The following is a 26,143-nucleotide window of genomic DNA, read 5'->3' on the forward strand; positions in this document are numbered from 1 at the left end:
TGGCTTTTCAAATCATCTCACGAGAGAATTCTTCATTCAAATAAGAATTCACACCGATGAGCCGACTGCTGATCCAGCAAGGTGCGACAGCTTTTCACACGTTGCCAGCAACAGTTCGATTGTCCTGGTGATATCGGGTGCGGAAGGCGCGTTGACCACCGTGATGTAGGGAATCGACAGCGCGGCGATCGCCTTGCCGTCGGAACTGCGCACCGGGGCCGACAGGTTGAAGACGCCGGCTGTCTGCATCGAAGCCATCATCTCGTAGCCACGGTCGCGGATCTGGTCGAGACGGGTGAAGAACTCGCTCGATTGCGCCGTCTTGTCGGTGCTGCGGACGTGTTCGGAAATCATCATCTGGCGCTCTTCCGGTGAGCGGAAGGCGAGCAGCACATGTCCCGAGCCAGTATCGAATAGACTGATATGGGAGCCGACCCGGATCGATATGCCCCAGTAGTTCGGTGCTTCCTGCTGACCGATGACGACGGCAGAACCACGATCAAAAACAACGAGTTGGTTGGCCTGCTGCGATGTCTCGGCAAGCTCACGCATCAGCGGCGTGGCATAGGAGACCAGCCGCCGTACCGGCGCGTGCAACTGTGCCAGGCCGAACAGCTTGAGCGTCAGCGAATAGCGGTCGCCGTCGAGGCGCGTGACGTAGCCGCGCCGCACCAGCCGGTCCAGCATGCGATAGAATTCGTTGGGACTGCGGTCGAGTTTCTTGGCGATTTCGGCCTGGGTCAGGCCACCGTCGACGCCCGCCAGCAGTTCAAGGATATCGAGCCCCTTGTCGAGCGCCGGCGCGCGATAGCGCTCGTCTTCGCTGTCGTCCATGGGCTCATCCTCCAGTGAATTTCACCCTTCATATACGCAGGAACGTGCGCGGCGGAAACAAATTTCGCCTTGACGTCTCCATGAATGTTTTGTTTGTATATGAATGTAGCACTTCTTGTCATCAGACGAGTTGCGGTCGCCGGCCAAGGCGCACCCAGGGAGGATACCAATGAACAGACTGCTTTCCGGCGTCTCCGCCGGTGCATTGTTGCTTGCATTTGGTGCAGGCGCAGCCCTTGCCGGCGACCTGCCCGGCAAGTTCGAAGGCGTGACCGTCGACGTGAAGCTGATCGGCGGCCAGCAATATGAAAAGCTCTACGAACGGATCCCGGAATGGGAGAAGGCGACCGGCGCCAAGGTCAACATCCTGACCAAGAAGAACGGCTTCGATATCGACAAGGAGCTCAAGTCCGACATCGCCTCGGGCAGCACCAACTGGTGCGTCGGCTGGAACCACTCGTCGTTCGCGCCGCAATATACGGGCCTCTACACCGACCTCAGCAAGTTGCTGCCGAAGGAAGAGATCGACGCCTTCGTGCCGTCGACGATCAAGGCGGCAACCATCGACGGCAAGCTGGAGATGCTGCCGCGCGCGCAGTTCGACGTTTCGGCGCTCTACTACCAGAAGAGCCTGTACGAGAACGCCGACAACAAGACCAAGTTCAAGGCGAAATACGGCTATGACCTGGTGCCGCCGGACACCTGGAAGGAAGTCACCGACCAGGCCGAGTTCTTCGCCAACCCGCCCAATTTCTACGGCACCCAGTTCGCCGGTAAGGAAGAGGCGATCAACGGCCGCTTCTACGAGATGGTCGTCGCCGAGGGCGGCGAATATCTCGATAAGAACGGCAAGCCGGTCTTCAACTCCGAGGCCGGCATCCGGGCGCTCGACTGGTTCGTCAACCTCTACAAGGCCAAGGCTGTGCCGGCCGGCACCACCAACTATCTCTGGGACGATCTCGGCCAGGGCTTTGCGTCCGGCACTGTCGCCATCAACCTGGATTGGCCGGGCTGGGCCGGCTTCTTCAACGATCCGAAGTCGTCGAAGGTCGCCGGCAATGTCGGCGTCAAAGTCGCGCCGAAGGGTTCGTCCGGCAAGCGCACCGGCTGGTCCGGCTTCCATGGCTTCTCGGTGACCGAGAACTGCCCGAACAAGGAGGCCGCGGCTTCCCTGGTTTGGTGGCTGACCAACGAGGACAGCCAGAAGCTCGAGGCCGCCGCCGGTCCGCTGCCGACCCGCACCGCGGTCTGGGACTGGGATTTGAAGCAGGCCGAAAACGATCCTTACAAGAAGGAGGTTCTTACCGCTTTCCAGGAAGAGGCCAAGCACGCCTTCGCCGTGCCGCAGACGCCTGAATGGATCGAAATCTCGAACGCCGTCTATCCCGAGCTGCAGGCGGCGATCCTTGGCGACAAGACCTCGAAGCAGGCACTGGATGAAGCCGCCGCCAAGGCGACACAAATCCTCCAGGACGCCGGCAAGCTCTAGCAACGGCTCCCAGGGCTGCCTCCCCCATCAGCAATGGGGGAGGCGATCGCGTTGCGCGGGATGCCAGCGGTTTACGCTAATCCTTCGCGCCCAGCCAACGCACCGCCGTCCAAATACAAACACTCAAGGATTCTGATGAAGGGCTTCAAGCCATCCGCGCCATTCCTGCTGCTGCTTCCGGCCATGATCGTGCTGGCGGCGGTGGTGGTGGTGCCGCTGCTTCTGTCGCTCTATTCGAGCTTCACCCCGTTCCGCCTGACGCGGCCCGAAACGTTCTACGTCTTCATCGGCATCCGGAACTATCTTTCGATCCTGTCCAACACCGACTTCTGGTGGGCCTTCGGTCGCACGGTTCTGCTGCTGACCATCGCGCTCAATCTCGAAATGCTGCTCGGGCTCGGCCTCGCCATGCTCGTCGAGAAGGCGACGCGCGGCCAGCGCATCCTGCGCACGCTGATGATGTTTCCGATGATGTTCTCGCCGATCCTGGTCGGCTTCCAATTCAAGTTCATGTTCAACGACAATATCGGCCTGGTGAACAATGCGCTGCAGTCGCTCGGCATCACGCGAGACGCCATACCGTGGCTGATCGAGGGCCATCTCGCCTTCATCGCCATCTCGATCGCCGAGATCTGGTCGTCGACGGCGATCTTCGCCATCCTGATCCTCGCCGGCCTGCTCGCCATGCCCAAGGAGCCGATCGAGGCGGCGCGGGTCGACGGCTGCACGCCGTGGCAGACATTCCGCTATGTGACGTGGCCATTCGTCATGCCCTTCGCCTACATCGCCATGACCATCCGTTCGCTCGACGTGGCGCGCGCATATGACATCGTCAAGATCATGACCGATGGCGGACCGGCTGGCCGCACCGAACTGCTATGGACCTTGGTGGCCCGCACCGCCTACAGCGACGGGCGCATGGGCATGGCCAACGCCATGGCCTATTTTTCGATCCTGCTGTCGATCGCCTTCACCGTCTACTTCTTCAACAAGCTCGCCGCGGCGCGCACGCAGATCGGTGCGGAGTGGTGAGGATGGACGAGAATTCTTCCGCCCGCCTGAAGCGCCGGCTGCTCGGCATCGTCTATCGCATCGGCCTGTTCCTGGCGATGCTGACCATCTGCCTGCCGGGTCTGTGGATCGTGCTGTCGTCGCTGCGGCCGACGGTCGAGATCATGGCAAAGCCACCGGTGTGGATCCCACAGGAGATTTCGTTCGACGCCTATGTCGCGATGTTCTCAGGCATCGGCAAGGGCGGCATCCCGGTGATTGAATATTTCCGCAACTCGCTGATCATCTCGGTGACCTCGACGGTGATTGCGGTGGCCATCGGCATGGCAGGCGGCTATGCGTTCGCCCGCTATCGTTTTCGCGGTAAATCGAGCGTCTTCCTCGGCCTGATGCTGACGCGCACCGTGCCGGGCATCGCGCTCTCGCTGCCGCTGTTCTTCCTCTATGTGCGGCTCGGCATCATCGACACCCATTTCGGGCTGATCCTCGCCTATGTCGCGCTCAACGTGCCGTTCACCATCTGGCTGATCGACGGCTTCTTCCGCCAGGTGCCCAAGGACCTCGCGGAAGCAGCGCAGATCGATGGCTGCACCCGCTGGCAGGCGTTCTGGCAGGTCGAGTTTCCGCTCGCCGGACCGGGCATTGCGTCGGCCGCGATCTTCGCCTTCCTGACCTGCTGGAACGAGTTCGCGCTGGCCTCGCAGCTGACCCGCTCGGTGAGCGCCAAGACGCTGCCGGTCGGCCTGCTCGACTACACGGCCGAGTTCACCATCGATTGGCGCGGCATGTGCGCGCTGGCCGTGGTGATGATCATCCCGGCGCTCACCCTCACCTACATAGTCCAGAAACACCTTGTCGGCGGCCTGACCTCCGGCGCGGTGAAAGGCTGATCCCATGGCAACCGTTACCCTCACCAAGCTGACCAAGCGCTACGGCACTATTGGGATCGTGCACGGCATCGATCTCGACATTGCCGACCGCGAGTTCATTGCGCTGGTCGGCCCGTCCGGCTGCGGCAAGTCGACGACGCTGCGCATGATCGCCGGGCTGGAGGAAATCAGCGCCGGCTCGATCGAGATCGGCGGACGCATCGTCAACGATTTGCCGCCACGCTCGCGCAACATCTCGATGGTGTTCCAATCCTATGCGCTCTATCCGCACATGACGGTGCGCGAGAATCTCGGCTTCTCCCTGAAGATCGCCGGCGCCGCCAAAGAAGACATGGACCGCCGCGTCGCCGAGGCCTCGGCCATCCTCGGCCTCGACACGTTGCTCGACCGCCGCCCGTCGCAACTGTCCGGCGGTCAGCGCCAGCGCGTCGCGATGGGCCGCGCCATCGTGCGCGACCCCGATGTGTTTCTGTTCGACGAACCGCTTTCCAATCTCGACGCCAAATTGCGCACGCAGATGCGCACCGAGATCAAGAAGCTGCATGCCAAGGTGCAGTCGACAGTGATCTACGTCACCCACGACCAGGTCGAGGCGATGACGCTTGCCGATCGCATCGTCATCATGCGCGACGGTCATATCGAACAGGTCGGCACGCCCGACGAGGTGTTCCGGCGGCCCGCGACGCGCTTCGTCGCCGGCTTCATTGGCTCACCGCCGATGAATCTGCACGAGGCGACGATCGATGACGGCCAGATGGTTTTCGCCAGCGGCGAAAGGCTGCCGCTGCCCGCTCAGTTCAAGGCCAATGTCACGACCGGCGATAAGGTGGTGTTCGGGCTGCGGCCGGACGACATCTACCCGACCGGCCATGGCATCAGTTCCGGTGGCGCGGCAGACGTCCACCAGGTCGAGCTGCCGATCACCGTTACCGAACCGCTCGGCAACGAGACGCTGGTGTTCGTTGAATTCAACGGCACGGACTGGGTGTCGCGCATGCTGAACCCGAGGCCACTGCGGCCGGGCGAGCGGGTCGCCATGAGCCTCGACATGTCGCAGGCGCATCTGTTTGCCACTGAGACCGGAAAGACATTGCGGAGCTGATCGGCATGGCCAGAATCGAGAAAGTCGACCTTTGCATGGTGGACCTTGTGCCCAAGGTCAAGCGCACCGACGCGATCCAGAGCTTCGTCAGTCAGGAAACGCCGATCGTCACGATCACCGATTCCGACGGTGCGGTCGGCACCGGTTACAGCTACACGATCGGCACCGGCGGTTCGTCGGTGATGCGGCTGCTCTCGGACCATCTGGTGCCGCGCCTGATCGGCCGCGATCCCGACATGATCGAGGCGATCTGGCACGATCTCGAATTCGCCACCCATGCCACGACCATCGGTGCCATCACCGCCATCGCGATCGCCGCCATCGATACAGCACTCTGGGATCTGCGGGCCAAGAAGCAAAACCTGCCTTTGTGGAAACTGGCCGGCGGCGCCAAGGATCGTTGTCCGCTTTACACCACCGAAGGCGGTTGGCTGCACATCGAGACGCAGGCGCTGGTCGACGATGCGCTGGCCGCCAAGGCGAAGGGATTTCGCGGCTCGAAAGTCAAGATCGGCAGGCCGCACGGGTCGGAGGATCTTGCCCGCCTGTCGGCGGTGCGCAAGGCGGTCGGCGACGGCTACGAGATCATGACCGACGCCAATCAGGGGTTTTCGGTCGACGAGGCGATCCGGCGCGCTGCGAGGCTGCGTGAGCTCGACCTCGCCTGGATCGAGGAACCGCTGCCGGCCGACGACATCGATGGGCATGTGCGATTGTCGAACTCGACGCCGACGCCGATCGCCATCGGCGAGTCGCTCTACTCGATCCGCCATTTCCGCGAATACATGCAGAAAGGCGGCTGTTCGATCGTGCAGGTCGATGTCGGCCGCATCGGCGGCATCACGCCATGGCTCAAGATCGCGCACGCGGCAGAGGCCTTCGACATTCCGGTCTGCCCGCATTTCCTGATGGAACTGCATGTCAGCCTGACCTGCGCTGTTCAGAACGGTCGATATGTCGAGTACATTCCGCAGCTCGACCAGTTGACCGGCAAGCGCATGCGCATCGAAGATGGCCAGGCGCTGGCGCCCGACGAACCGGGCATCGGCATCGATTGGGACTGGGACGCGGTCAAGGCCATGAGCATCGCCGAATTCACCACGGCGATCACCAAATAGGGGAACTGATATGCAGCGGATGGGTATGGTTTTGGGGCTGAAGCCGGAAAAGGTCGAGGAGTATGTCCGCCTCCATGCCGCCGTCTGGCCCGGCGTGCTGACCATGATCTCGGCCTGCAACATCAAGAATTATTCGATCTACCTGAAGCGGCCGGAGAACCTGCTGTTTTCCTATTTTGAATACCACGGCACCGACTATGCCGCCGACATGGCCAAGATGGCGGCCGACCCGAAGACGCAGGAATGGTGGGCCGTCTGCATGCCATGCCAGGAGCCGCTGGCGACCCGCAAGGAGGGCGAGTGGTGGGCCGAGATGGATGAGGTCTTCCATCATGACTGAAGGCGGCTTCGACCCTGCCTTGCTCGTTCAATCCTGGCCAAAACCCTCAAGACCCCGGCCGATCGTCACCTTCGGCGCGGGATCGATCGTCGGCGACGCGCATTTCCCAGCCTACCGGAAGGCCGGCTTTCCGGTTGCCGGGCTTTATGATCCTGATCATGTCAGGGCTGAAAAGCTGGCCAGCCAATGGGGCGTGACGGCCTTTGGCTCGGTCGAAGAAGCGACTGCTGTCGAGGGCGCGATCTTCGACCTTGCCACCCCGCCGTCGCATCATGCCGATGTGCTGAAGTCCTTGCCTGACGGCGCGGTGGCGCTGGTCCAGAAGCCGATGGGCAGCAATCTTGCCGAGGCGACCGCGATCCTCGAGATCTGCCGCGCCAGGAGGCTGCACGCGGCGGTGAACTTCCAATTGCGTTTCGCGCCAATGATGCTGGCGCTGAAGGATGCCATCGGCAAGGGCTGGCTCGGCGAGATCGTCGATTTCGACGCCTGGCTGGCGCTGGCGACACCATGGGAGCTTTGGGAATTCCTGCTCACGGCGCCGCGCGTCGAGATCGCCATGCATTCGATCCACTATCTCGACCTGATCCGGCAGTTGCTCGGCGACCCCAGAGGCGTGCACGCCAAGACGCTCGGCCATCCCAACCATAAAGTGGCGCAGACGCGCACCAGCGCCATTCTCGACTATGGCGACACCGTGCGTTGCGCGCTGTCGATCAACCACGACCACAAATTCGGTCGCCGGCATCAGGCCTGCGAGTTCCGCATCTGCGGCACAGAGGGTGCCGCCTATCTCAAGCTGGGTCTCAACCTCGATTATCCCACAGGCGAACCGGATGTATTGGAGATCTATCCGAAGGGCGGAACGGGCTGGATCGCCGTGCCCTTGGCCGGCGAGTGGTTTCCCGATGCCTTCGTCGGCCGCATGGCCAATGTCCAGCGCTTTGCGACCGGAGAAGATGATACGCTGATAAGCCCCGTCGAAGATGCCTGGAGCACGATGGCGCTGGTCGAGGCGGCGTATCAGTCGAGCGCGGCACCGGCGACGCCGATTGCGGAAAGACCCTGATGGAACAGATCCAGTATTTCGAGGATTACGAGATTGGCGCGTCGCGCCTAACAAGCGGCCGCACCATCACTGAGACCGACTTCATCGTCCATGCCGGCCACACCGGCGATTTCTTTCCGCACCACATGGACGCCGAGTACATGAAGACGACGCCATTCGGCCAGCGCATCGCGCATGGCACGCTGGTGTTCTCGGTCGGCATCGGGCTGACCGCGAGCGTCGTTAACCCTGTCGCCTTTTCCTACGGCTACGACCGGCTGCGCTTCATCAAGCCGGTGTTCATCGGCGACACAATCCGCACGCGCACCACCATCGCGGTCAAGGAAGACGATCCCAAGCGGCCGGGTTCAGGACGGGTGATCGAGCGGTGCGAGGTGATCAACCAGCGCGGCGACGTGGTGCTGGCGGCAGACCACATCTACATCGTCGAACGCAGGCCGGCGCAGGGCTGAGACTCGGGAAAGTCCTACGAGCCGGTAGCGCGCTTGGTAATGCGCTCCAGCCCGAGCAAGAGAACCAGCGTCGCCACGACCAGGATCATTGTCAGTGCCGCGCCGGCAAAGATGTCGCCGCGATCGGTAAGGCTGAAGATCGAGACCGGCAGCGTCACCCAACCCGGCGGGTAGACCATGACGGTGGCGCCGAGTTCCCCCATCGACAGCGCGAAACTGAGACCGAAGGCGGCGACCAGATAGGGTGCGAGCAAGGGCAGTGTGACGTGCCAAAGCCGGTAGGCCGGGCGAGCGCCGAGGCTCGATGCCACCTGCTCGAAGTCGGGCGAAAGCCGCGCCAGTCCAGCCGAGACATTGCCGAAGGTGAAAGCCGAGATCAGCACGAAATGCGCGATCATGACGATCGCGATCGTGCCGTTGAGCAGCAGCGGCGGATGGCTGAAGGCAACCAGCAGGCCAAGGCCGACAGACACCGAAGGGACCGCGCTTGGGATGAAGAACAAAAGGCCGAGCAGCCGCCGCAAGGCATGGCCCTGGAGGCGCAGCGACAGGGCCGCCCAGGTGCCGCTGACCAGCGCCAGCGCGCTGGCCAGGAAGCCGGTGACCAGGCTCGCCTTGACCGCTCTGCCGGCGGCACCGGAAATGACATCAGTGTAGTGCTCCGTCGTCAGGCCGTTGGGCAGCACGCCGTTCCACTGGTCGGCGAGGCTGGACAGGAGGATGACCGCGAGCGGCGCCAGGAACAGCACGCCGAAGATCAGTGCGAAGAGCACCCACAGGACAAGACGACCGGAGCGTGACCAGACCAGCATAGGCTAGGCTCCCAACCGGCCGGCGGCGAAACGGTAGAGGCCAAACAGGCCGAGTGACAGCGCGATGTTGACGACGGCGATGATACAGGCGACCTGATAGGCCGATTCCTGGATCGCCTTGCCGTAGATCAGCAGCGGCAGGGTGATGACGCCCTTGGCGCCGATGAACAGCACGATGCCGAATTCGTTGACGGTCAACAACAGGCAGAGGCTGCCGCCGGCGATGAGTGCCGGGATTGCCGCCGGCAGGATCACCTGGCGAACGATGCGAAACGGCCGCGCGCCGAGCACGCTCGCCGCTTCGATCTGGCCACGGTCGACCAGCGAAAAGGCGGCGAGCAGCGGCCGCAGGATGAAGGGTGTGTAGACAGTGACCTCGGCCAGGATCACACCCCACGCGGAATAGAGGAAATCGACGGGCGGCAGCGGCAGCGAAAAGGTCTCCATCAGCCCGGCATTGAGCATGCCGGCGGAGCCATAGAGGAAGGTGAAGGCAAGCGTCACCAGGAATGTCGGCAGCGCGATGAAAGTATCGATCAGCCGGGCGATGAAGCCGCTGCCGGGGAACGGCACGAAGGCCAGAATCAGCGCCAGCACGAGGCCGACGACCAGGCATCCGGCTGTCGCCGCGACCGAGATCGATACCGTGTTGATCAGCGCGTTGAGGAAGAAGCGCGAATGCAGCACGCGGATGACTTCGGCGACATTGGCGACGCCGCTGTCGTCGAGGAAGGCCTGCCGGGCGATCAGCGCCAGCGGATAAAAGAACAGCAGCGCCAGCAGGGCCGCCGGTGGCACTATCCAGAGCTTGCCGGGTTCCCTCCGAAACGCCGGCGCGCGAAGTGTGACGGCCTCAGACACCGGCGTCTTCCGGGAGAAGCGAGGTGTCGGCGGGCGCGAAGAACAGCGGCACCTTGGCGCCGGGTTCGGGCAAGGCGATCGGCAGCCTGGTCGCCGAGACACGCACCGGCGTGCCGTCGACGTCGAGCACGAGATGGGTCAGTTCGCCCTGCCAGTGCACTTCCTGGAGCGTGCCCACGATGCGGTTGGTATGGTCGCTGTCGGCGGTCAGGCTGAGATGCTGCGGCCTGATACAGAGCAGGCTCTTGTCGCCGGCCTTCTCGTTGCGGCCGGCGCCGGTCAGCAGCGCGTCACCATGCCTTGCCGTGGCAAATCCCTTCGACCCGACGGCCTCGGCAACCGTTACCGGAAGAAGATTGGCGCGGCCGAGGAACTCGGCCGTAAAACGGTTTGGCGGGCGGCGGTAGAGTTCGGTCGTCGGTCCATGCGAACAGACCCTGCCGTCGCGCATGATGGCGATCTTGTCGGCAAGCGTCAGTGCCTCGGTCTGGTCGTGGGTGACATAGAGGATCGTGAGGCCGGGCAGGCTGCGGTGCAGCCGCGCAATCTCCTCGACCATGTTGCGGCGGATCTGGGCGTCGAGCGCCGAGAGCGGCTCGTCGAGCAGGAGCACGCGCGGCCGCACGGCCAAGGCACGCGCAATCGCCACGCGCTGCTGCTGGCCGCCCGAAAGCTCGCGCGGATAGCGCCGGGCATAGGCCGACATGCCGACAGTGCCCAGCGCATCCTTGATCCGCTCACCGATCAGCGCCTTGTCGGCGCCCTGTGCTCTGAGGCCGAAGGCAACGTTGTCCTCGACCCGCATATGCGGAAACAGCGCGTAGTTCTGCACCACCATGCCAAGGCCGCGCTCGTAGGGCGGCAGATCGGTCACATCGGTGGCGCCGATGCGGATCCGCCCGCTGGCGGGTCGCACGAAGCCCGCCACGGCGCGCAAGGCCGTCGTCTTGCCGGATCCGGATGGGCCGATCATCGCCAGGATCTCGCCAGGTGCGATATCCAGGGTCAGCGGATGCAGGACGACATGCGCGCCATAGGCAACGCTGACCTTGTCGAAATGGACATTGGAGCCGGCGCCGCGAACCTTCGCGGCGTCGATGTCCATGACACTGGTACCAGTAAAGGCTGCGGCCGACATGGCGTGGTCCTCCGGGTTTCCCTTGCGGATCAACTTCCGGTCGCTTCGTTCCAGCGCTTGACATAATCGGGCAGCTTGCTCAGCGCGTCGTCCCAGTTCGGCGACCAGATGGTCACGCCTTTCATCGCCTCCTGCGCCTTGGCGAAGTTGGCGTCATCCGGCTTGACGTCCTTGCGAGCCGGCATGCCGAGCGCAACGGAACTGATGCTCGACTGGGCTTCCTTGGAGAGCAGGAAGTCGATCAGTTTCTTGCCGTTGTCTACGTTGGGTGCGCCGGTGACCAGGCCGATTTCATAGGGCAGCGCGAAGGTGGAGCGCACACCGTCAGGTCCAGCCGGCCAGAACACCTTGATATTGGGATTGTCGGCCATCTGCGACATGTTCATCTGCAGATCGCCATTGGCGACATGCAGCTCACCCTTGTTGACCAGCGCGGTCAGCTTGCCGGTCGAAGCGGAGGGGCCGACATTGTTGTCCTGCAGCTTCTTCATGAACTCGAAGCCGGCATCCTCGCTGCCGAAGGCGTGGATGATCTGCAGCATGACGGCGGTGCCGTCACCGGCCTGGCCGGGGGTAGAATACTGGATCTTGCCCTTGAACTTCGGGTCGAGCAGGTCGTTGTAGGCCTTTGGCGCTTCCGGCAGGACGGCACTGTTGTAGATGAAGTTCATATAGTTGTTGACCAGCGGCCGGTACTTGTCTGTGCCGCCATCGATCTGGTCGGCGGCTTCCGGCTTGTAGTCCTGCAGCAGGCCGTCAGCCGCGGCCCGCTGCACGAAGGGCGGCAAGGTCACCAGCACGTCGGCCTGCGGATTCGACTTTTCCTTGGCGACACGCTCGACGACGCCGCCGGAACCTGCCTCGATATACTGCACGGTGATGCCGGTGGCCTTGGTGAAGGCGGCGAATTCGGTCTCGAACCAGCTGCCATTGCCGTCATGCAGGCCGTCGGCGGAATAGATGGTGACGACGCCGTCGGCGAGTGCCGGTCCGACAAGAGCCGACGACGCCAGCAGCGACGCGGCGAAGGCCATAGCTATGGTTGCCTTTTGCGATTTCATGCTCAGTTCCCCTGTGATTGATGGCACATTCTGCGATGCACTGTGACGATCTCGCCTGTAGGCCGGAGCCTTATGCGGCACCGTTCGATCTCGTCGTTGTGCCGACTTTGGGGACTGACGATCGATAAGTAAAATCTATTTATTTTATGAGAGGCAAATTTTACCTGATAGTTGTCATGGAACTGTCGCAACGCTGGCCTGGCTTCGATTCCGGCCTCGCGGAAGGCCCGCGATTGGCGGCAGAGATGGTGATGGTCAGCCGAATGAAACCCCAGATGTCTGCGCCCGCAGCCGCGGGTCGAACGAACGAACGGTAACCGGCCGGCCTTCGAGAATTTCGAAGCAGCGCGCGAGCGTGTCGTCTTCGAGCCGGCGCATGGCCCCCTGCGTGAAGAAGGTGAGATGCGGAAACAGGATGACGTTGTCGCGGCCGAACAGCGCGCTCATCGGATGGCCCGATTTGGCCAGCGGCTCGACCGAATAGACGTCGAGCCCGGCGCCGCCGATGCGCCCCGAGATGATCGCCTCGACAAGGGCGGCCTCGTCGATCAGCGCGCCGCGCGAGACGTTGACGATGATAGCGGAAGGCTTCAGGCAAGCGAGCTCGGCTTCACCAATCAAGCCGCGCGTCCTGTCGTTCAGCACGCAGTGGAGGGAAACGAAATCGCAGGCGCGCAGCATGACGTGGAGGTCTTCTACCTTCTCGATGCCGGCGGTGCGCATGGTTGCGACATCGACACCGGGATCGAAGCCGAGAACGCGCGCGTGAAATCCTTGGCCTGCCATGCGCGCCATGCTGCGGCCGATCTTGCCGCAGCCGACGAGCCCAAGCGTGGCGCCGGACATGTCGCGCCCCAGCCAGCGTTGCTCGGGCCAGATCCAACCATCACGTGACACCGCCGCGGTGATGGAGGGCAGCCGCTTGGCCAGCGCGATCATCAGCGCGAAGGCGCCTTCGGCGACGGTTTCCTCAGCATAATCCGGCACGTTGACAACGGGAATGCCACGCCGCATCGCGGCGGGGATGTCGATGGCATCGACGCCGACGCCATATTTGACAATGCCGTTCAATCTGGGAGCCGCCTCGATCACCCGTGCGGTGATCGGCGTGTAGCACATCAGCAAAAGATCGGCGTCCGCAACGGCCTGCATGAGATCAGCTTCGGGGATGCCGTCCGGCAGCGTCACCAGTTCGACCCCCCTCGCCCGCAAGCCGGCGTCGATGCCGGGACATTCGAGTTCGCGGTCGGTGCGCACGGCCTTCACGGTCAGGCCGCCAGCACCGTTCGCTCGACGATGTCGAGCGCGCCGTCGAGGTCGGTTTTCGAAATGACCAGCGGCGGCGACAGCGTCAACACGTTGCCTTGGCTGATCTTGAAGCTCAGCCCCTGTTCAAGGCAAGCATAGAAGACGCGCTCGGCGAGATCGCGTGCCGGCTGGCGCGTATCGCGATCCTCGACGAGCTCGACGCCGACCATCAGTCCCCTGCCCCTGACGTCGCCGACATCGGGCGAGCGCGCCATCAGGTGCTGCATGCGCCCTAGCATGTGCCGACCGAGTTCGGCCGCGCGCTCGACCAGCCCTTCCTCCAGGATGATGTCGATCGTCGTCAATGCGGCGCGGGTCGTCACCGGGTTCTTCTCGTGGGTGTAGTGGCCGATCGCGAAGCCACCGGTGACGTCGAGATCGCGGCGCGCGATGATGGCGGCGATCGGCAGGACGCCGCCGCCGAGCGACTTGCCGAGGACGACGATGTCAGGCGTCACATCATCATGCTCGTGCGCGAAGAATTTGCCGGTCTTGCCAAGGCCGGTCGGGATCTCGTCGAAGATCAAGAGCGTGCCGTGCCGGTCGCAGGCCTCGCGCACCCGCTTCCAGAAGCCCGGCGGCGGCGGGTTTGGCGTCGCCCGCATCGGTTCGGCGACGACCGCCGCCACGTCCTGCTCGCGGCCAAGGACGTAGGCAATCATGTTGGCGCAGGCGAGGCCCGATGCTTCCAGGGAATCGTGGCCATAGGGGCAGCGATAGCCGTCCCAAGGCGCGACGTGCTCGGTGCCGGTCATCATCGGGCCTGATATGTGCGAGCGGAAGGTCGCCTCGCCACCAACGCTTGCTGCGCCGAAGCCGGCGCCATGGAACGCATCCCAGAACGACACCGTCTTGAAGCGGCCGGTCGCGGCGCGGGCGATCTTCAGCGCGACCTCGATGGCGTCCGAGCCGCCGGTGGTGAACAGCACTTTGCCGAGATTGCCGGGCGCCAATGCCGCCAGCTTCTCGGCCAGTTCGACGGCGGGCTCACAGGTGAAGCGGCGCGGCGCAAAGCAGAGCTGATCGAGCTGCTTCTTGATGGCGGCCACAAGCCTCGGGTGGCCATAGCCGAGGTGATGGACGCTGTTGCCGTGGAAATCCATGAAGCGGCGACCGGCGGTGTCCTCGATCCAGATGCCTTGCGCCTTGGCGATCGTCGACAAACAGGGGCTGGACAGGCTCTGGTGCATGAAGGCGGCCGCGTCGCGATCGAGCAGGCGGCGGATCCGCGGATCGCCCTGCCCGGCATCCCAGCGACCGCGAGCCGCTGTGGTGTTGGAATCGCCTTCGGTGTGCACAAGTTCAGATATCGCGGCCATCATGGTCTCCGAAATGCGAATGAGGGAGCGGCGAACGCTCCCTCGATTGTTCTATCCGTCAATGCCGTCCGGTCAGGACCAGGGCAGCGAAAATGTCTTCACATTGGTGTAGCTCTTCATCGCTTCGATGACGCCTTCCTTGTAGCCGTTGCCCGAATCCTTGATGCCGCCGAAGGGCGACATCTCGATGCGATAGCCCGGCACTTCCCAGATGTTGACGGTGCCGACCTGAAGGCCGGCGATGTATTTCTGCATGCGCGGAAAAGAGTTGGTGCAGACGCCCGACGACAGGCCGAAGGCGGTCGAGTTGGAGAGCGCAATCAACGCCTCGTCATCGTCCGGCGCACGCACGATCGGGATGATCGGCCCGAAGGTTTCTTCCATGACCAGCTCGGATGTATGCGGCACGCGATCGACGACGATTGGCGGCAGCAACGCGCCCTGGCGGCCCGGATTGTAGAGAATGTCGGCGCCTTGCTCGGCAGCCATGTGGACGCGGGCTTCGAAGAGCGCCGCCGCCTTCTCGTGCACGACGGTGCCAAGGTCGGTCGCGCGGTCCATCGGATCGCCGAAGCGGATCTTCTTCGCCCGCTCCAGCACCAGTGGCACGAAGCGGTCGGCGACGCTTTCCTGGACCAGGATGCGCTTGACCGCCGTGCAGCGCTGGCCGGAGTTTTTTGTCGCTCCGGCCACTGCTAGGTCCGCCGCCTTTGCCAGATCCTCGTCCGACAAATCGTTGAGGATGATCAGCGGGTCGTTGCCGCCGAGCTCCAGCACCTGGCGCTTGTAGCCGGCGGTGCGGGCGATCATCTTGCCGACCGGCACGCCGCCGGTGAAGGTGATCAGGTCGATGTTTTCATTGGTGATCATCTCGTTGCCGATATCGGCCGGCCAGCCGGTCACCACCGACAGCATTTCAGGCGGCAAACCGGCTTCATAGAGAATGTCGGCCAAGAGAAGCGCCGTCATCGGCGTCAGTTCGGTCGGCTTGACCACCACGCAATTGTTGGTGGCGATCGCCGGCGCCACCTTGTGCGAGACCATGTTGAGCGGATGATTGAACGGCGTGATCGCCGAGATCGCCTTCAACGGCTCGCGAGTGGTGAAGATCTTGCGCGCCTTCCCGTGCGGGGTGAGGTCGCAGGAGAAGATCTGGCCGTCATCCTGGATGCACATCTGCGCCGACAGCGTGAACACGTCATAGGCACGGCCGACCTCATAGAGCGAGTCCGTCTTGGAGATGCCGAGCTCGAGCGTGATGAGATCGGAGATTTCTTCACGGCGCGAGGCCAATGCCTCGGCGGTGCGGAACAGGATCTGCTGACGCTCGTAGCGCGTCAGCCTCGATTTGTAGCTGGCGGCGATCTCGAATGCCTGGCGGGCGTGCTCGGCCCGGCCGGCCGGAACGGTGCCGATGACGGTGTCGTTCCAGGGGAAGCGCACCTCGACGACGCCGTCGGCATCGACTCGTCTGCCGGCGATGCGCATCGGCTCGTGGCGAACTTTGATGGCGGGGTCGAGCTTGGTCATGGGTTCTGCTCCAGCAGATTCTTGTTGCGCGGAGGATCGACCCCCACTCCGGCCCTTCGGGCCACCTCTCCCCCGATCGACGGGGGAGAGGAAATCAGGCGAGGTCAGTGCCTCAACGTTTTCAGGCTAAGCCGCGGCTAACCCTGGCGCCTTTCCTCTCCCCCGTCGATCGGGGGAGAGGTGGGGGGGGGGGGGGGGGGGGGGGGGGGGGGGGCCGGCGGCGCCCCCCCCCCCCCCCGCCCCCCCGCGCGGGGGGGGGGGGGGGCGGCGGCGGCCCGGCCCCCACGGGTCCCCGCCTACGCCGCGGCTACCCCGGCCCCCTGCCCCCCCCCCCGGCGACCGGGGGAGAGGTGCCGAGCGAAGCTCGGCGGAGTGGGGGTCGACAATCACGCTCGACTCAAGCCAGCGCCGCCGCCATGGTGGCGTAGTAGAAGGCGTCGAAATTGCGCAGCGTCGGCTCGTTCGGCAATTCCGGCAGCACACGATTGACGATGAACGGCACCTCCTGCTCGGTCAGCCCGCCATGCGACCGTAGCGGCTCGTTCAGAGCCGCCAGGTCATGGCGATGTTCCGAGGTGCCGATCGTCTTGTTCTCGGTCGAGATCAGCACGATGTCGCCGATGCGGTCAGCCGGAAGCTCGAAGCGCTCGCAGGCGGTCGGGCTGTCGACGACCAGCATGATGCCGTCGATCTTGGCCAGCCTGGCCATGATGCCGGCCTGGTCGGCGCCATCAGGCAGATAGGCGGTGGCGAAGGAACCCAGCGCGCCATGATGCACGACATAGGGGTCGGTGATCGGCAGGATGACGCGGGCGGCGTCCTTGCCCAGCCAGTCGTCGAGAATATCCTGGACATAGACCACGTCGGGCGAGCCGTCGGCCTTGTGCTTCGGTTTCATGCCATGGTCGGCGGTGACGACGATGGCAGCACCCAGCGCATCGAGCTCGGTCAGGTACTTGTCGAACATCTCGTAGAAGGCGTTGGCCTGCGGCACGCCGGGCGCATATTTGTGCTGCACATAGTCGGTGGTCGTCAGGTACATGATGTCGGGGCGGAATTCCTTCAGCAGCTGGACGCCGGCGGCGAAGACGAACTCCGACAATTCTGCCGAATAGACCTCCGGCACCGGCAGCCCAAAGTGCTTCGAGGCATTGTCGATGCCGTGCTCGGCTTTGCTGGTGGTGTCGGATTTTTCAGCCGAGAAGCACAGCGCGCGGCCTTCGTCGAAGGCGAGGCCCTTGCCAAGCAAGGCACGCAGCTTGTCCTTGGCGGTGACCACGGCGACCTTGGCGCCGGCATCGTAGAAGGCCTGGAAGATGGTCGGCGCGCGCAGGAAGCGCGGGTCGTTCATCATCACTTCCTTGCCGGTCTCGCGCTCATAGAGATAATTACCGCAAATGCCGTGCACCGACGGCGGTCGGCCGGTGGCGATCGACAGATTGTTGGGGTTGGTGAAGCTCGGGATGACCGAATGCGCAAAGCGCACCGTGCCCTTCTCTTTGATCCTGACCAGAGCCGGCATCAGCCCGGCCTCGATCGCCTCGTCGAGATAGGCCGGCTCGCAGCCGTCAAGGCAGATGGCGATCGCCGGCACGCGCGGCCAGGCATAGGTGCGGCCGTTGACGGCGACATTGATGGGAGACATCTGGTTCATCTGATATCCTCGAAATCGGCCGCTTCAGGCGGCGAGTTTGGCGCGTTCGGCAAGTGCCGCGGCGGGTGGGGCGGCGGTGTCGACGCCCATTTCATGAAGCGAGAACGCTGCCGCCTCGACGACGCGGCGCATGACATGTTCGTCCATCTGGCCGATGCAGCCGACGCGGAACGAATCCACGGCGGTCAGCTTGCCCGGATAGATGATAAAGCCCTTGTCCTTCATCAGGTCGTAGAAACGGTCGAACGCGAAACTGGCATGAGCCGGGTTGAAGAAGGTGACGATGATCGGCGACAGCCAGCGATCCCGGAGCAGTGTCTCGAAACCGAGGTCGCGCATGCCGGCCACCATAACGTCGCGGTTCCTCGTATAGCGGGCGCCACGGCCGGCGACGCCGCCTTCGGCCTCATGCTGGCGCAGTGCTTCGAGGAAGGCGGCCACGACATGCGTCGGCGGCGTGTAGCGCCACTGGCCGGTCTTGTTCAGGTGCGCCCACTGGGCGTGGACATCGAGCGACAGCGAATGGCTCCTGCCTTTGGCGGCGTCCAGTTCGCTCTTGCGCGCGATGATGAAGCCAAAACCCGGAACGCCCTCGATGCACTTGTTGGCGGACGAGACCATCGCCTCATAGCGGATTTCGTTGACGTCGAGCGCCACGGCGCCGAACGCACTCATGGAATCGACCAGCAGCTTGCGACCCTTGGCATGGACGGCTTCGGCAATTTCAGCGACCGGGTTGAGGATGCCGGAACTGGTCTCGCAATGGATGGCGATGACATGGGTGATATCAGGGTCGGCCGCGAGGGCCGCTGCCACCTCGTCGCCGCGCGGGGGCAGATAGTCACCCTTGTCGATCAGCGTATAGGCGCGGCCGAGATACTGCATGGTCTGCGCGGCGCGCAGGCCGTAGGCGCCGTTGGCCAGCACAAGAACCTTGCCGTCCCTGGGCACGAACGACCCCAGCATCGCTTCGACGCAGAAAGAACCGCTGCCTTGCATCGGCACGCAGTCGAACTCATCGTTCGTGTCCCCGGTCAGCGCCAGCAGGCGGCGACGCATATCCGATGTCATGGCGCGGAAGTCGCCGTCCCACGATCCCCAGTCGCGCAACATCGCCTGCTTGACCGAATAGGCCGTGGTGAGCGGCCCCGGGGTCAGAAGATACGGCTCGCCCAGCGCCGGGCTGGCCAGCGGCTCCGCGGCAAATTTCGTCTCGGCGAGCATGTTGTCCTCCGCTCGATCTGCGTTCGATGTGGCCTTATTCTTGGCCTGAATGATCTATTTGTAAAATCGTTATTTTGTATCGATGTATAGATTTTAGTGATGGCCTGCCGGGCGGGAATCCGTCCTCAGGCCATTGCAGGAGCCCTCACTTCCGCAGCCCCTCTCGCCAGCCGGCTTTCGAGCAGATCACCGCTCTGCGTCAGCAAGGGATAAGCGACCGAGGCCATCAGCGAGTTGATCTCCTTCAGCGCCCGCACGGCCTCCAGGTGGATGTCGCTGGTGTCGATGCTCTGCGGCATTCCCGATTGCAGGCGCTTGAGGTGACGGTCGTGGCTCGTGCGTTCCAGTCTGCGCATCCGCTCCTTCTCGACGACGAGTTGCCGCGCCGAATCGAGATCGCTCGACACCAGCACATTGAGTGCAAGCTGCATGTTGGCCATGACACGGTTGTGAAGCCCGGCCAGTTCGCTCCAGCCGTCGCGTGAGAAGCGCAGGTTCTTGTCACGCAGCTCCTGGGTGAGCACGAGCAGGTTCTTGGCGACGATGTCGCCGGCGCGTTCGAGATTGATGGCGAAGTCTGTGAGCTCGATGCCGCGCTGCGCTTCGGCTACGCTCATGCTGCCGCGGTTGACTTCGGCAATGTAGAGCTTGATTTCGGTATGAGCGCGGTTGACCTCCTCATCGAGTTTTTGGGCCTGGCGTATCTGGTCGCCGGTGCCGGCGTCGAAGAAATCCATCACTGGGCGCAGCATCACCTCGACGACTTCGCCCATGCGCAGCAGCTCGCGGGTGGCACTGGCTAGCGCAAGACCGGGTGTGCGCATGACGGTGCGGTCGAGCGCGCTGGTGCGGCGCGACATCAGGTCTCCACCCTCTCCGGCCTTTGCCACCGGCCTGTCTGCGATCAACAAGGCGACCAGCCGCTCCATCATGCCGGTGAACGGCAAGCAGCAGATGACCAGCACCAGATTGAAGGCAAGGTGCAGGTTGACCAGCTGGCGGCCTTCGGTTGCGCCGAACAGAGGCGCCGGGAAGGTCACGGCCTGAAGCGCGAACAAAGCCGCCAGCGCCGCCGTGCCGCGAAAGATCAGATTGCCGAGCGGGATACGGCGCGCCTCGACGGCTTCGCCGCGCGTCAGCCAAACCGCGATAAGCGCGCCGCCGCAATTGGCGCCGAGGATGAAGAACAGACCGACCTCGACCGGCAAGACGCCTTGTGCGGCAAGCGTGACGAACAGCAGGATCGCCGCGACGCTGGAGTGGATCAGCCATGTGAACAGGGCAGCGGCGGCAAAGGCGGTGAAATAGTCCGCGCGCAGATAGGAGATCACCAGTGGCAGCAAGGTGCTCTGCCGCATCGGTGCGGTCGCCTCGCCGATCATATGCAGCGACAACAGGACGAAGGCGACCCCCATCAGGATTCGCCCGCTATGCCTGATGCCAGCCACTTCGAACTTCAGGGCCATCGCGCCGCCGACGAGGATCAGCGCCGGCACAAGCCAGCTGAGGTCGAACGACAGCACCTGCACGACCAGGGCGGAACCGAGATCGGCGCCCAGCAGGATCGCCAGCCCGGCCGACACCGAAACCATGCCGCTGGCGGCAAACCCGGCCGCCAGGATAGCGACGGCGGTCGAGCTCTGCAGCAGCACGGCAAGCACGGTGCCGACGCCGGCCGATTTGATCCGCTCACCCCGTGCTTGCCTCAAGGCATCACGCAAAGCGGGCCCGCAGGCCCGCTCGACACCCGTGCGCACCATATGCACGGCCCAGAGCAGCAGCATGACCGCACCCGCCAGATGCAGCAGGATGATGGAAAATTGCATGGCGAGGCCTCCGGTGCCAACGGCCGGCAGGGATGTCGACCCATGCTCAGGCTGAGGGTCGGCAAAACATAAGTCAAATCGTTCCTTTCGATCTTTTCCTAAGCAATCCTTATGATAAGATGTCGGTGATTTCAGAAGTGTCGGAGGCACGGGAGATGCGCTACGTCCAGTTGCGAGCCTTTCACCAGGTGGCCATCTGCGGTGGCTTTTCTCGCGCCGCCGAGGCGCTCTTCCTGACCCAGCCGGCGATCTCGGACCAGGTGCGCAAGCTCGAGGAAGAGTATGATGTGCTGCTGTTCAATCGGAACAAGAAGCAGGTCACGCTGACCCATTCGGGCCAGAAATTGCTCGAAATAACCCACCGCATGTTCGATACCGAGCAACAGGCGCTCGAACTCCTGACGGAGTCCCGCGCCCTGCGTTCCGGCACGCTGCGCATCGTCGCCGATGCCGCACATCATCTGCTTCACATTCTCGGCAGCTTCCGGGCCCGCTATCCCGGCGTGCAGGTTTCGGTGCGCGCCGGCAACACCGAGACGGTGATCAGCAGCCTCTACAGCTACGATGCCGATATCGGCGTGCTGGGCGAGGTGCCGACGGGGCGCGATTTCGAGGTGCTGAAACTCAACTCGACGCCGATCATCGCGTTTGCATCCGTCGACCACCCGCTGGCCGCGAAAAAGTCGCTCACCCTCAAGCAGCTCGCGCAGGAATCACTGGTCATGCGCGAGCGTGGATCGAAGACGCGTCAGAAACTCGAAGATCTCGCAGCCGCCTCGAAAATCGAATTGAGGCCGGCGATCGAAGCCGAGGGCCGCGAAGCCGTCCGCGAGATCGTCGCCTCGGGCGCCGGCATCGGCTTTGTCTCGGCGGCCGAATTCGGCCAGGATTCGCGGCTGGTGCCGATCACCATCGATGCTCCCGAGACCCTGATGGACGAGGCGTTGATCTGCCTGCGTGAACGCAGCGGCGGCAAACTGGTGCGGGCTTTCCTGGATATGGCGCGCTCGATGTCAGCGGATTAAGCGGCGGCCCTGATCTCCACCGCATCAGCCTTCACCCGCTCCGACTTCGGATCGTAGGGGCTGCGCAGATGTGCTGTCGCGGCATGGCGAACGCCGGCAAGGTCGATCTCGAAACGACCACCGGTGAGAAACGCAGCGTCGACGCCCGCCTCGTTCTCGATCAGGCCGAGCGCCACCGAGCGGCCAAGCGTGTGGCCGTAGGCGGCCGAGCGGACTTCGCCGACCGGCTTGCCGTCGCGCAGGATCAGTTCGCCGCCCCACAGCATCGGCTCGGCATCATCGAGCGTGAACAGCATGACGCGTCTTGCCGGTGCTGCCGATGGCTTCGTCTCAACCAGCGCGTCGCGGCCGATAAAGTCACCTGGCTTGTCCATCGCCACGGCGAAGCCAAGCCCGGCCTGCCAGGGGTCGATATCAGGCGTCAACTCCCTGCCCCAGGCGCGAAAACCCTTTTCGATGCGCAAGGCATCGAGCGCATAGTAGCCGGCGTCCAGCAGACCGAATTCACGGCCCGCCTCATGCAACGCCTCATAGACGCCGACGGCGAATTCTGTCGGCACGATCAGTTCCCAGCCCAGTTCGCCGACATAGGTCATACGGTTGGCATAGGCGGTGGCATAGCCGATATCGATCTCGCGGATGGTGGCGAAGGGAAAGCCGGCGTTGGAAAGATCGGCCGAGGAGAGTTTGCCCAGCAGATCGCGTGATCGCGGTCCCATCAACGCCAGCACCGCGTAGGACGAGGTGACGTCGGTCACGATTGCATGCGCGTCGGACGGAATGTTTTTGACGATCCAGTCGGCATCGTGGACAGCTTGTGCGGACCCGGTGACGATGAGGAATTTCTCCGCGCCGAGCCGCATAACGGTGAGATCGCTCTCATAGCCACCGCGTGCATTGAGCACGCCCGTGTAAACAGACGTACCGTCCGGTACGTCTGTATTTCCGGCGCAGATCCAGTTGAGCACGGCGCAGGCATCGCGGCCCTGCACGAGGAGCTTGGCGAAAGAGGTCTGGTCGAAGATGGCGACGGCTTCGCGTGTCGCCTTCATTTCGCGCTTGACCGCCTCGTGCCAGTTCTGGCGGCCGAAGGCATAGTCGTTCTCGGTCTTCTCTCCCGGTGCCGCGAACCAGTTGGCCCGCTCCCAGCCCATCTTGGAACCGAAGCAGGCGCCCTTGGCGGCGAGCCGGTCGTAGAGCGGCGAGCGGCGGAACGGCCGCGCCGTGTCCAGTTCACGGTTCGGCCACGGCATGGCGTAATGCAAGCCGAGCGTTTCCTTGACACGGTCATGCAGCCAGCGCGGATTGTTGTTGAAGGAGGCGAAACGCCTGATGTCGACCGGCCACAAATCCATGGTCGGCGCGCTGTTGACGATCCATTCCGCCAGCGCCCTGCCCGCGCCGCCGGCGCTGGCGATGCCCATGGAGTTGAAGCCGGCGCCGACATAGAAATTCTTCAGTTCCGGCGCCTCGCCGAGGAGAAAATTGTTGTCCGGCGTGAAGCTTTCGGGACCGTTGTAGAATTTCTTGACCTCGGCCTCGGCCAATTGCGGCACGCGGACCAGCGCGTTTTCCATCAAAATCTCGAACTGATCCCAATCGTCCGGCAACAGCGCGAACTCGAAATTTTCGGGAATGCCATTCATGCCCCACGGCTTGGCGTGCGGCTCAAAGCCACCCATGACCAGGCCGCCGACCTCTTCCTTGAAATAGATGAACCCGTCGGGGTCGCGCATGACCGGCAGGTCCGGATGCACGCCCTCGATCCTGCCGGTAACGATGTACATGTGCTCGGCCGAATGCAGCGGCACCGAGACGCCGCACATCAGCCCGACCTTGCGCGCCCACTGGCCGGCGCAATTGACGACGATCTCGGCGGCAATGTTGCCGCGGTCCGTCTCGATACCGCAGGCGACGCCGTTCTTCACGCTGATGCCGGCGACCTTGACCCGCTCGAAAATTTTCGCGCCGCGATTGCGCGCACCCTTGGCCAGCGATTGCGTGAGATCGGTCGGATTGGCCTTGCCGTCGCCCGGCAGCCAGACGGCGCCGACCAGATCGTCGGTCGCCATGACCGGCCATAGATCGGCCGCCTCCTTCGGCGAAATCACGTCGATCTCGACGCCTTGGGCGCGTGCCGATGCGGCCGTGCGCTTCAGCACCGTCATGCGGTCGGCGGTCCGCGCCACCGACAGCGAGCCACAATTCTTCCAACCGGTGGCGAGCCCGGTCTCGGCCTCCAGCTCGCCATAGAGCTGCGTGGAGTATTTGATCAGGCTGGTCATGTTGGAATGACTGCGCAACTGGCCGACAAGCCCTGCGGCGTGCCAGGTGGTGCCACCGCTGAGTTGCCCCTGTTCGAGCAGCACGACATCGGTCCAACCGAGCTTCGTCAGATGATAGGCGACCGAGCAGCCAATGATACCGCCGCCGACGATGACGACGCGCGCTTGCGTGGGGAATTCGTTTGCCATGGGACATCCTGCCGTTTTGACACCGGTTGGATCATAGCAGCCGAATTCCAAATATCAACACAAAATACCACAAAATATCACATCAAAGAGGCAATCATCAGCTCAGGCCCTTTGCGCGCAAGCGCTTCAGCGATGTCAGCCTGCGGTTTCGCGTCGACGATCACGCCGGCGGCGCGTTGAAAATTCGGAATCCTGAGCGGCGTCAGCTTTGCGAACTTGCTGCTGTCGAGAACGAAGTAGGTTTTGGCGGCAAGCGCGATCATGCGGCTGCGCTGTTCGGCGCCGGCGCGGGTGAAATCGGTCACCTCGCCGTCGGGCGACAGCGCGCCACCACCGAGGAACGCGATGTCAACGCGAAATCGCGACATGGCTTCGAGCATGTCGATGCCGGAGGCCGCTTCCTCGCCCGGATCGACTTCGCCACCCAGCACATGCACGCGCATGCCTGAGACGTGGCACAGCAGAAGCGCGATCTTCAGGCTCGCCGTGCAGATGGTGAGATCGCGCAGGTCGGCCATGGCTTGTGCGACGGCCAATGTGGTGGTGCCGGAATCGAGGAACACCACCATGCCGTCCTTCACAAGACCGGCGGCCAGCCTGCCGATCGCGGCCTTGCCTCCGGCATTTTCGTGGCTGCGCAAGCTCATTGCCGGTTCGCTCGGCTCGAAGCGGGCGGCGCCGCCATGGACGATGCCGAGCCGTCCCTTATCCGACAGCAGCTTCAAATCACGGCGGATGGTTTCGCGCGAGACATCGAAGAACCCGGCCAGTTCGGCGACACTGACAGACCCCTGGGCGCCCAGCCGCCGCAGGATCTCTTCGTGGCGACGTGGAGCAAGGGCGCGCGCCGGCAGGCTGCTGTCGGGGGACATGATGATCCTCGGATCGAGTAGCGATGTTGCAATATGTGGCAGTGATCGTGCGGAGGCAACTCAAGCCATGTCGTCAGGATTTTCGCGACAGGCCATCTTCCCTGATCGCGCTGACCAGCGTCTCGCTTCCCTCGCGAAGATGCTGCCTCAGAATGCCTATGGCCCTGTCGCCGTCGCGCCACCGGCAGGCGGCCAGCAGATCGCGGTGCTCCGTCTGCGAGCGGCTGCGATAGTCCAGGTTCGACAGCAGGATGCGGACGTAGCGATCGGCGGCATTGTGGTGCGCCTCGATTAAGGCCAGCAATCGATTGTTGCCGCAGGCATCGTAGAGAGCCAGATGAAAGGCACGATTCAGCGCGCCCCATCGGCCGACATTGCGCTCCGCGTCGATCTGATCGAGAACCTGTTCCGCCTCGTCGAGCCTGTCACCGGCGAGATTGGGAAGCGAAAGCCGCAACGCCTCGCATTCGAGCAATTCGCGCAGTGCATAGATTTCACTGATCTCGGCGCTGTCCATCCGGGCGACCTGCGCGCCTTTTGTCGGATGGATGGAAACAATGCCTTCGGCTTCCAATTGGCGAAGGGCGTCACGAATCGGCATGCGGCTGAAGCCAAACTGCTCGGCCAATTCGTCCTGGCGCAGCGAAGTGCCCGCCTTGATGGTGCCACTGGCAATCGCTTCGCGCAGGACATTGGCGACCTGTTCGGCCACGGTTCGCGGCCCCTGCATCACG

Annotated in this window: 23 protein-coding genes; 9 read left to right on the forward strand and 14 right to left on the reverse strand. The window is 63.5% G+C overall.

The features are described from left to right. Positions 1 to 48 precede the first annotated feature (48 nt). On the reverse strand, positions 49 to 834 hold the full coding sequence (locus tag AC0L2D_RS15850; protein ID WP_013533023.1) for an IclR family transcriptional regulator: 786 nt from the start codon (positions 832 to 834) through the stop codon (positions 49 to 51). A 169-nt stretch (positions 835 to 1,003) separates the two neighbouring features. Between AC0L2D_RS15850 and AC0L2D_RS15855 the strand changes: the two genes are divergently transcribed. From AC0L2D_RS15855 to AC0L2D_RS15890, 8 genes are all read left to right on the forward strand, one after another. Further along, positions 1,004 to 2,323: an ABC transporter substrate-binding protein gene (locus tag AC0L2D_RS15855; protein WP_473541503.1), complete on the forward strand. Its 1,320-nt coding sequence runs from the start codon at positions 1,004 to 1,006 to the stop codon at positions 2,321 to 2,323. A gap of 135 nt (positions 2,324 to 2,458) precedes the next feature. Next, the gene (locus tag AC0L2D_RS15860; protein WP_013533025.1) at positions 2,459 to 3,355 is read left to right on the forward strand and encodes a carbohydrate ABC transporter permease; all 897 of its coding nucleotides are present in this window, start codon (positions 2,459 to 2,461) and stop codon (positions 3,353 to 3,355) included. Positions 3,356 to 3,357: 2 nt separating this feature from the next. Continuing rightward, a complete protein-coding gene (locus tag AC0L2D_RS15865) occupies positions 3,358 to 4,224 on the forward strand; it encodes a carbohydrate ABC transporter permease (RefSeq protein ID WP_063171551.1) in 867 nt (288 codons plus the stop codon). A 4-nt stretch (positions 4,225 to 4,228) separates the two neighbouring features. Beyond that, positions 4,229 to 5,326, forward strand: a complete 1,098-nt coding sequence (locus tag AC0L2D_RS15870; protein ID WP_473541504.1) for an ABC transporter ATP-binding protein — start codon at positions 4,229 to 4,231, stop codon at positions 5,324 to 5,326. Between the two features lie 5 nt (positions 5,327 to 5,331). Continuing rightward, positions 5,332 to 6,444, forward strand: coding sequence for a mandelate racemase/muconate lactonizing enzyme family protein (locus tag AC0L2D_RS15875; RefSeq protein ID WP_013533028.1), 1,113 nt, complete (start codon positions 5,332 to 5,334; stop codon positions 6,442 to 6,444). A gap of 10 nt (positions 6,445 to 6,454) precedes the next feature. Beyond that, positions 6,455 to 6,784, forward strand: coding sequence for an L-rhamnose mutarotase (locus tag AC0L2D_RS15880; RefSeq protein WP_473541505.1), 330 nt, complete (start codon positions 6,455 to 6,457; stop codon positions 6,782 to 6,784). Continuing rightward, positions 6,777 to 7,853, forward strand: a complete 1,077-nt coding sequence (locus tag AC0L2D_RS15885) for a Gfo/Idh/MocA family protein (protein WP_473541506.1) — start codon at positions 6,777 to 6,779, stop codon at positions 7,851 to 7,853. Before AC0L2D_RS15880 ends, AC0L2D_RS15885 begins: the two co-directional genes overlap by 8 nt. Further along, entirely contained in the window at positions 7,850 to 8,305 is a 456-nt protein-coding gene (locus AC0L2D_RS15890) for a MaoC/PaaZ C-terminal domain-containing protein (RefSeq protein ID WP_027163926.1), read from the forward strand. Before AC0L2D_RS15885 ends, AC0L2D_RS15890 begins: the two co-directional genes overlap by 4 nt. 14 nt (positions 8,306 to 8,319) lie before the next feature. Here the strand turns inward: AC0L2D_RS15890 and AC0L2D_RS15895 are convergent, their stop codons facing one another. From AC0L2D_RS15895 to AC0L2D_RS15940, 10 genes are all read right to left on the reverse strand, one after another. After that, positions 8,320 to 9,117 (reverse strand): ABC transporter permease subunit, encoded by a 798-nt coding sequence (locus tag AC0L2D_RS15895; RefSeq protein WP_013533032.1) that lies wholly within the window; start codon positions 9,115 to 9,117, stop codon positions 8,320 to 8,322. A 3-nt stretch (positions 9,118 to 9,120) separates the two neighbouring features. Next, positions 9,121 to 9,978, reverse strand: coding sequence for a 2-aminoethylphosphonate ABC transporter permease subunit (locus tag AC0L2D_RS15900; protein WP_127368840.1), 858 nt, complete (start codon positions 9,976 to 9,978; stop codon positions 9,121 to 9,123). Beyond that, positions 9,971 to 11,116: an ABC transporter ATP-binding protein gene (locus AC0L2D_RS15905; RefSeq protein WP_024502486.1), complete on the reverse strand. Its 1,146-nt coding sequence runs from the start codon at positions 11,114 to 11,116 to the stop codon at positions 9,971 to 9,973. The genes AC0L2D_RS15900 and AC0L2D_RS15905 overlap by 8 nt, the downstream gene beginning before the upstream one ends. A gap of 29 nt (positions 11,117 to 11,145) precedes the next feature. Continuing rightward, positions 11,146 to 12,177, reverse strand: coding sequence for a 2-aminoethylphosphonate ABC transporter substrate-binding protein (locus AC0L2D_RS15910; RefSeq protein WP_275953855.1), 1,032 nt, complete (start codon positions 12,175 to 12,177; stop codon positions 11,146 to 11,148). A 255-nt stretch (positions 12,178 to 12,432) separates the two neighbouring features. Next, complete coding sequence (locus tag AC0L2D_RS15915) at positions 12,433 to 13,443, reverse strand: C-terminal binding protein (protein ID WP_013533036.1); 1,011 nt, start codon at positions 13,441 to 13,443, stop codon at positions 12,433 to 12,435. 2 nt (positions 13,444 to 13,445) lie between these two features. Then, positions 13,446 to 14,804: a (R)-1-hydroxy-2-aminoethylphosphonate ammonia-lyase gene (gene pbfA / locus AC0L2D_RS15920; protein ID WP_473541507.1), complete on the reverse strand. Its 1,359-nt coding sequence runs from the start codon at positions 14,802 to 14,804 to the stop codon at positions 13,446 to 13,448. Between the two features lie 72 nt (positions 14,805 to 14,876). Further along, positions 14,877 to 16,334 (reverse strand): phosphonoacetaldehyde dehydrogenase, encoded by a 1,458-nt coding sequence (gene phnY, locus AC0L2D_RS15925; protein ID WP_473541508.1) that lies wholly within the window; start codon positions 16,332 to 16,334, stop codon positions 14,877 to 14,879. 397 nt (positions 16,335 to 16,731) lie between these two features. Continuing rightward, on the reverse strand, positions 16,732 to 17,988 hold the full coding sequence (gene phnA / locus AC0L2D_RS15930; protein ID WP_473541509.1) for a phosphonoacetate hydrolase: 1,257 nt from the start codon (positions 17,986 to 17,988) through the stop codon (positions 16,732 to 16,734). 24 nt (positions 17,989 to 18,012) lie between these two features. Continuing rightward, a complete protein-coding gene (locus AC0L2D_RS15935) occupies positions 18,013 to 19,212 on the reverse strand; it encodes a 2-aminoethylphosphonate--pyruvate transaminase (RefSeq protein WP_473541510.1) in 1,200 nt (399 codons plus the stop codon). A 125-nt stretch (positions 19,213 to 19,337) separates the two neighbouring features. Continuing rightward, positions 19,338 to 21,038, reverse strand: coding sequence for a Na/Pi cotransporter family protein (locus tag AC0L2D_RS15940; RefSeq protein WP_224619908.1), 1,701 nt, complete (start codon positions 21,036 to 21,038; stop codon positions 19,338 to 19,340). A 155-nt stretch (positions 21,039 to 21,193) separates the two neighbouring features. Between AC0L2D_RS15940 and AC0L2D_RS15945 the strand changes: the two genes are divergently transcribed. Continuing rightward, positions 21,194 to 22,063, forward strand: coding sequence for a LysR substrate-binding domain-containing protein (locus AC0L2D_RS15945; protein WP_013533042.1), 870 nt, complete (start codon positions 21,194 to 21,196; stop codon positions 22,061 to 22,063). On the opposite strand, the gene AC0L2D_RS15950 is transcribed toward AC0L2D_RS15945, so the two are convergent. The 3 genes from AC0L2D_RS15950 to AC0L2D_RS15960 form a co-directional block, all read right to left on the reverse strand. Next, on the reverse strand, positions 22,060 to 24,537 hold the full coding sequence (locus AC0L2D_RS15950; RefSeq protein WP_473541511.1) for a GcvT family protein: 2,478 nt from the start codon (positions 24,535 to 24,537) through the stop codon (positions 22,060 to 22,062). The genes AC0L2D_RS15945 and AC0L2D_RS15950 overlap by 4 nt on opposite strands. A 77-nt stretch (positions 24,538 to 24,614) precedes the next feature. Continuing rightward, complete coding sequence (locus tag AC0L2D_RS15955; protein WP_024502478.1) at positions 24,615 to 25,409, reverse strand: DeoR/GlpR family DNA-binding transcription regulator; 795 nt, start codon at positions 25,407 to 25,409, stop codon at positions 24,615 to 24,617. A 73-nt stretch (positions 25,410 to 25,482) separates the two neighbouring features. Continuing rightward, positions 25,483 to 26,139, reverse strand: a complete 657-nt coding sequence (locus tag AC0L2D_RS15960) for a GntR family transcriptional regulator (protein WP_032809708.1) — start codon at positions 26,137 to 26,139, stop codon at positions 25,483 to 25,485. Positions 26,140 to 26,143: the final 4 nt, after the last annotated feature.

The organism is Mesorhizobium sp. WSM4833, from assembly GCF_055811095.1.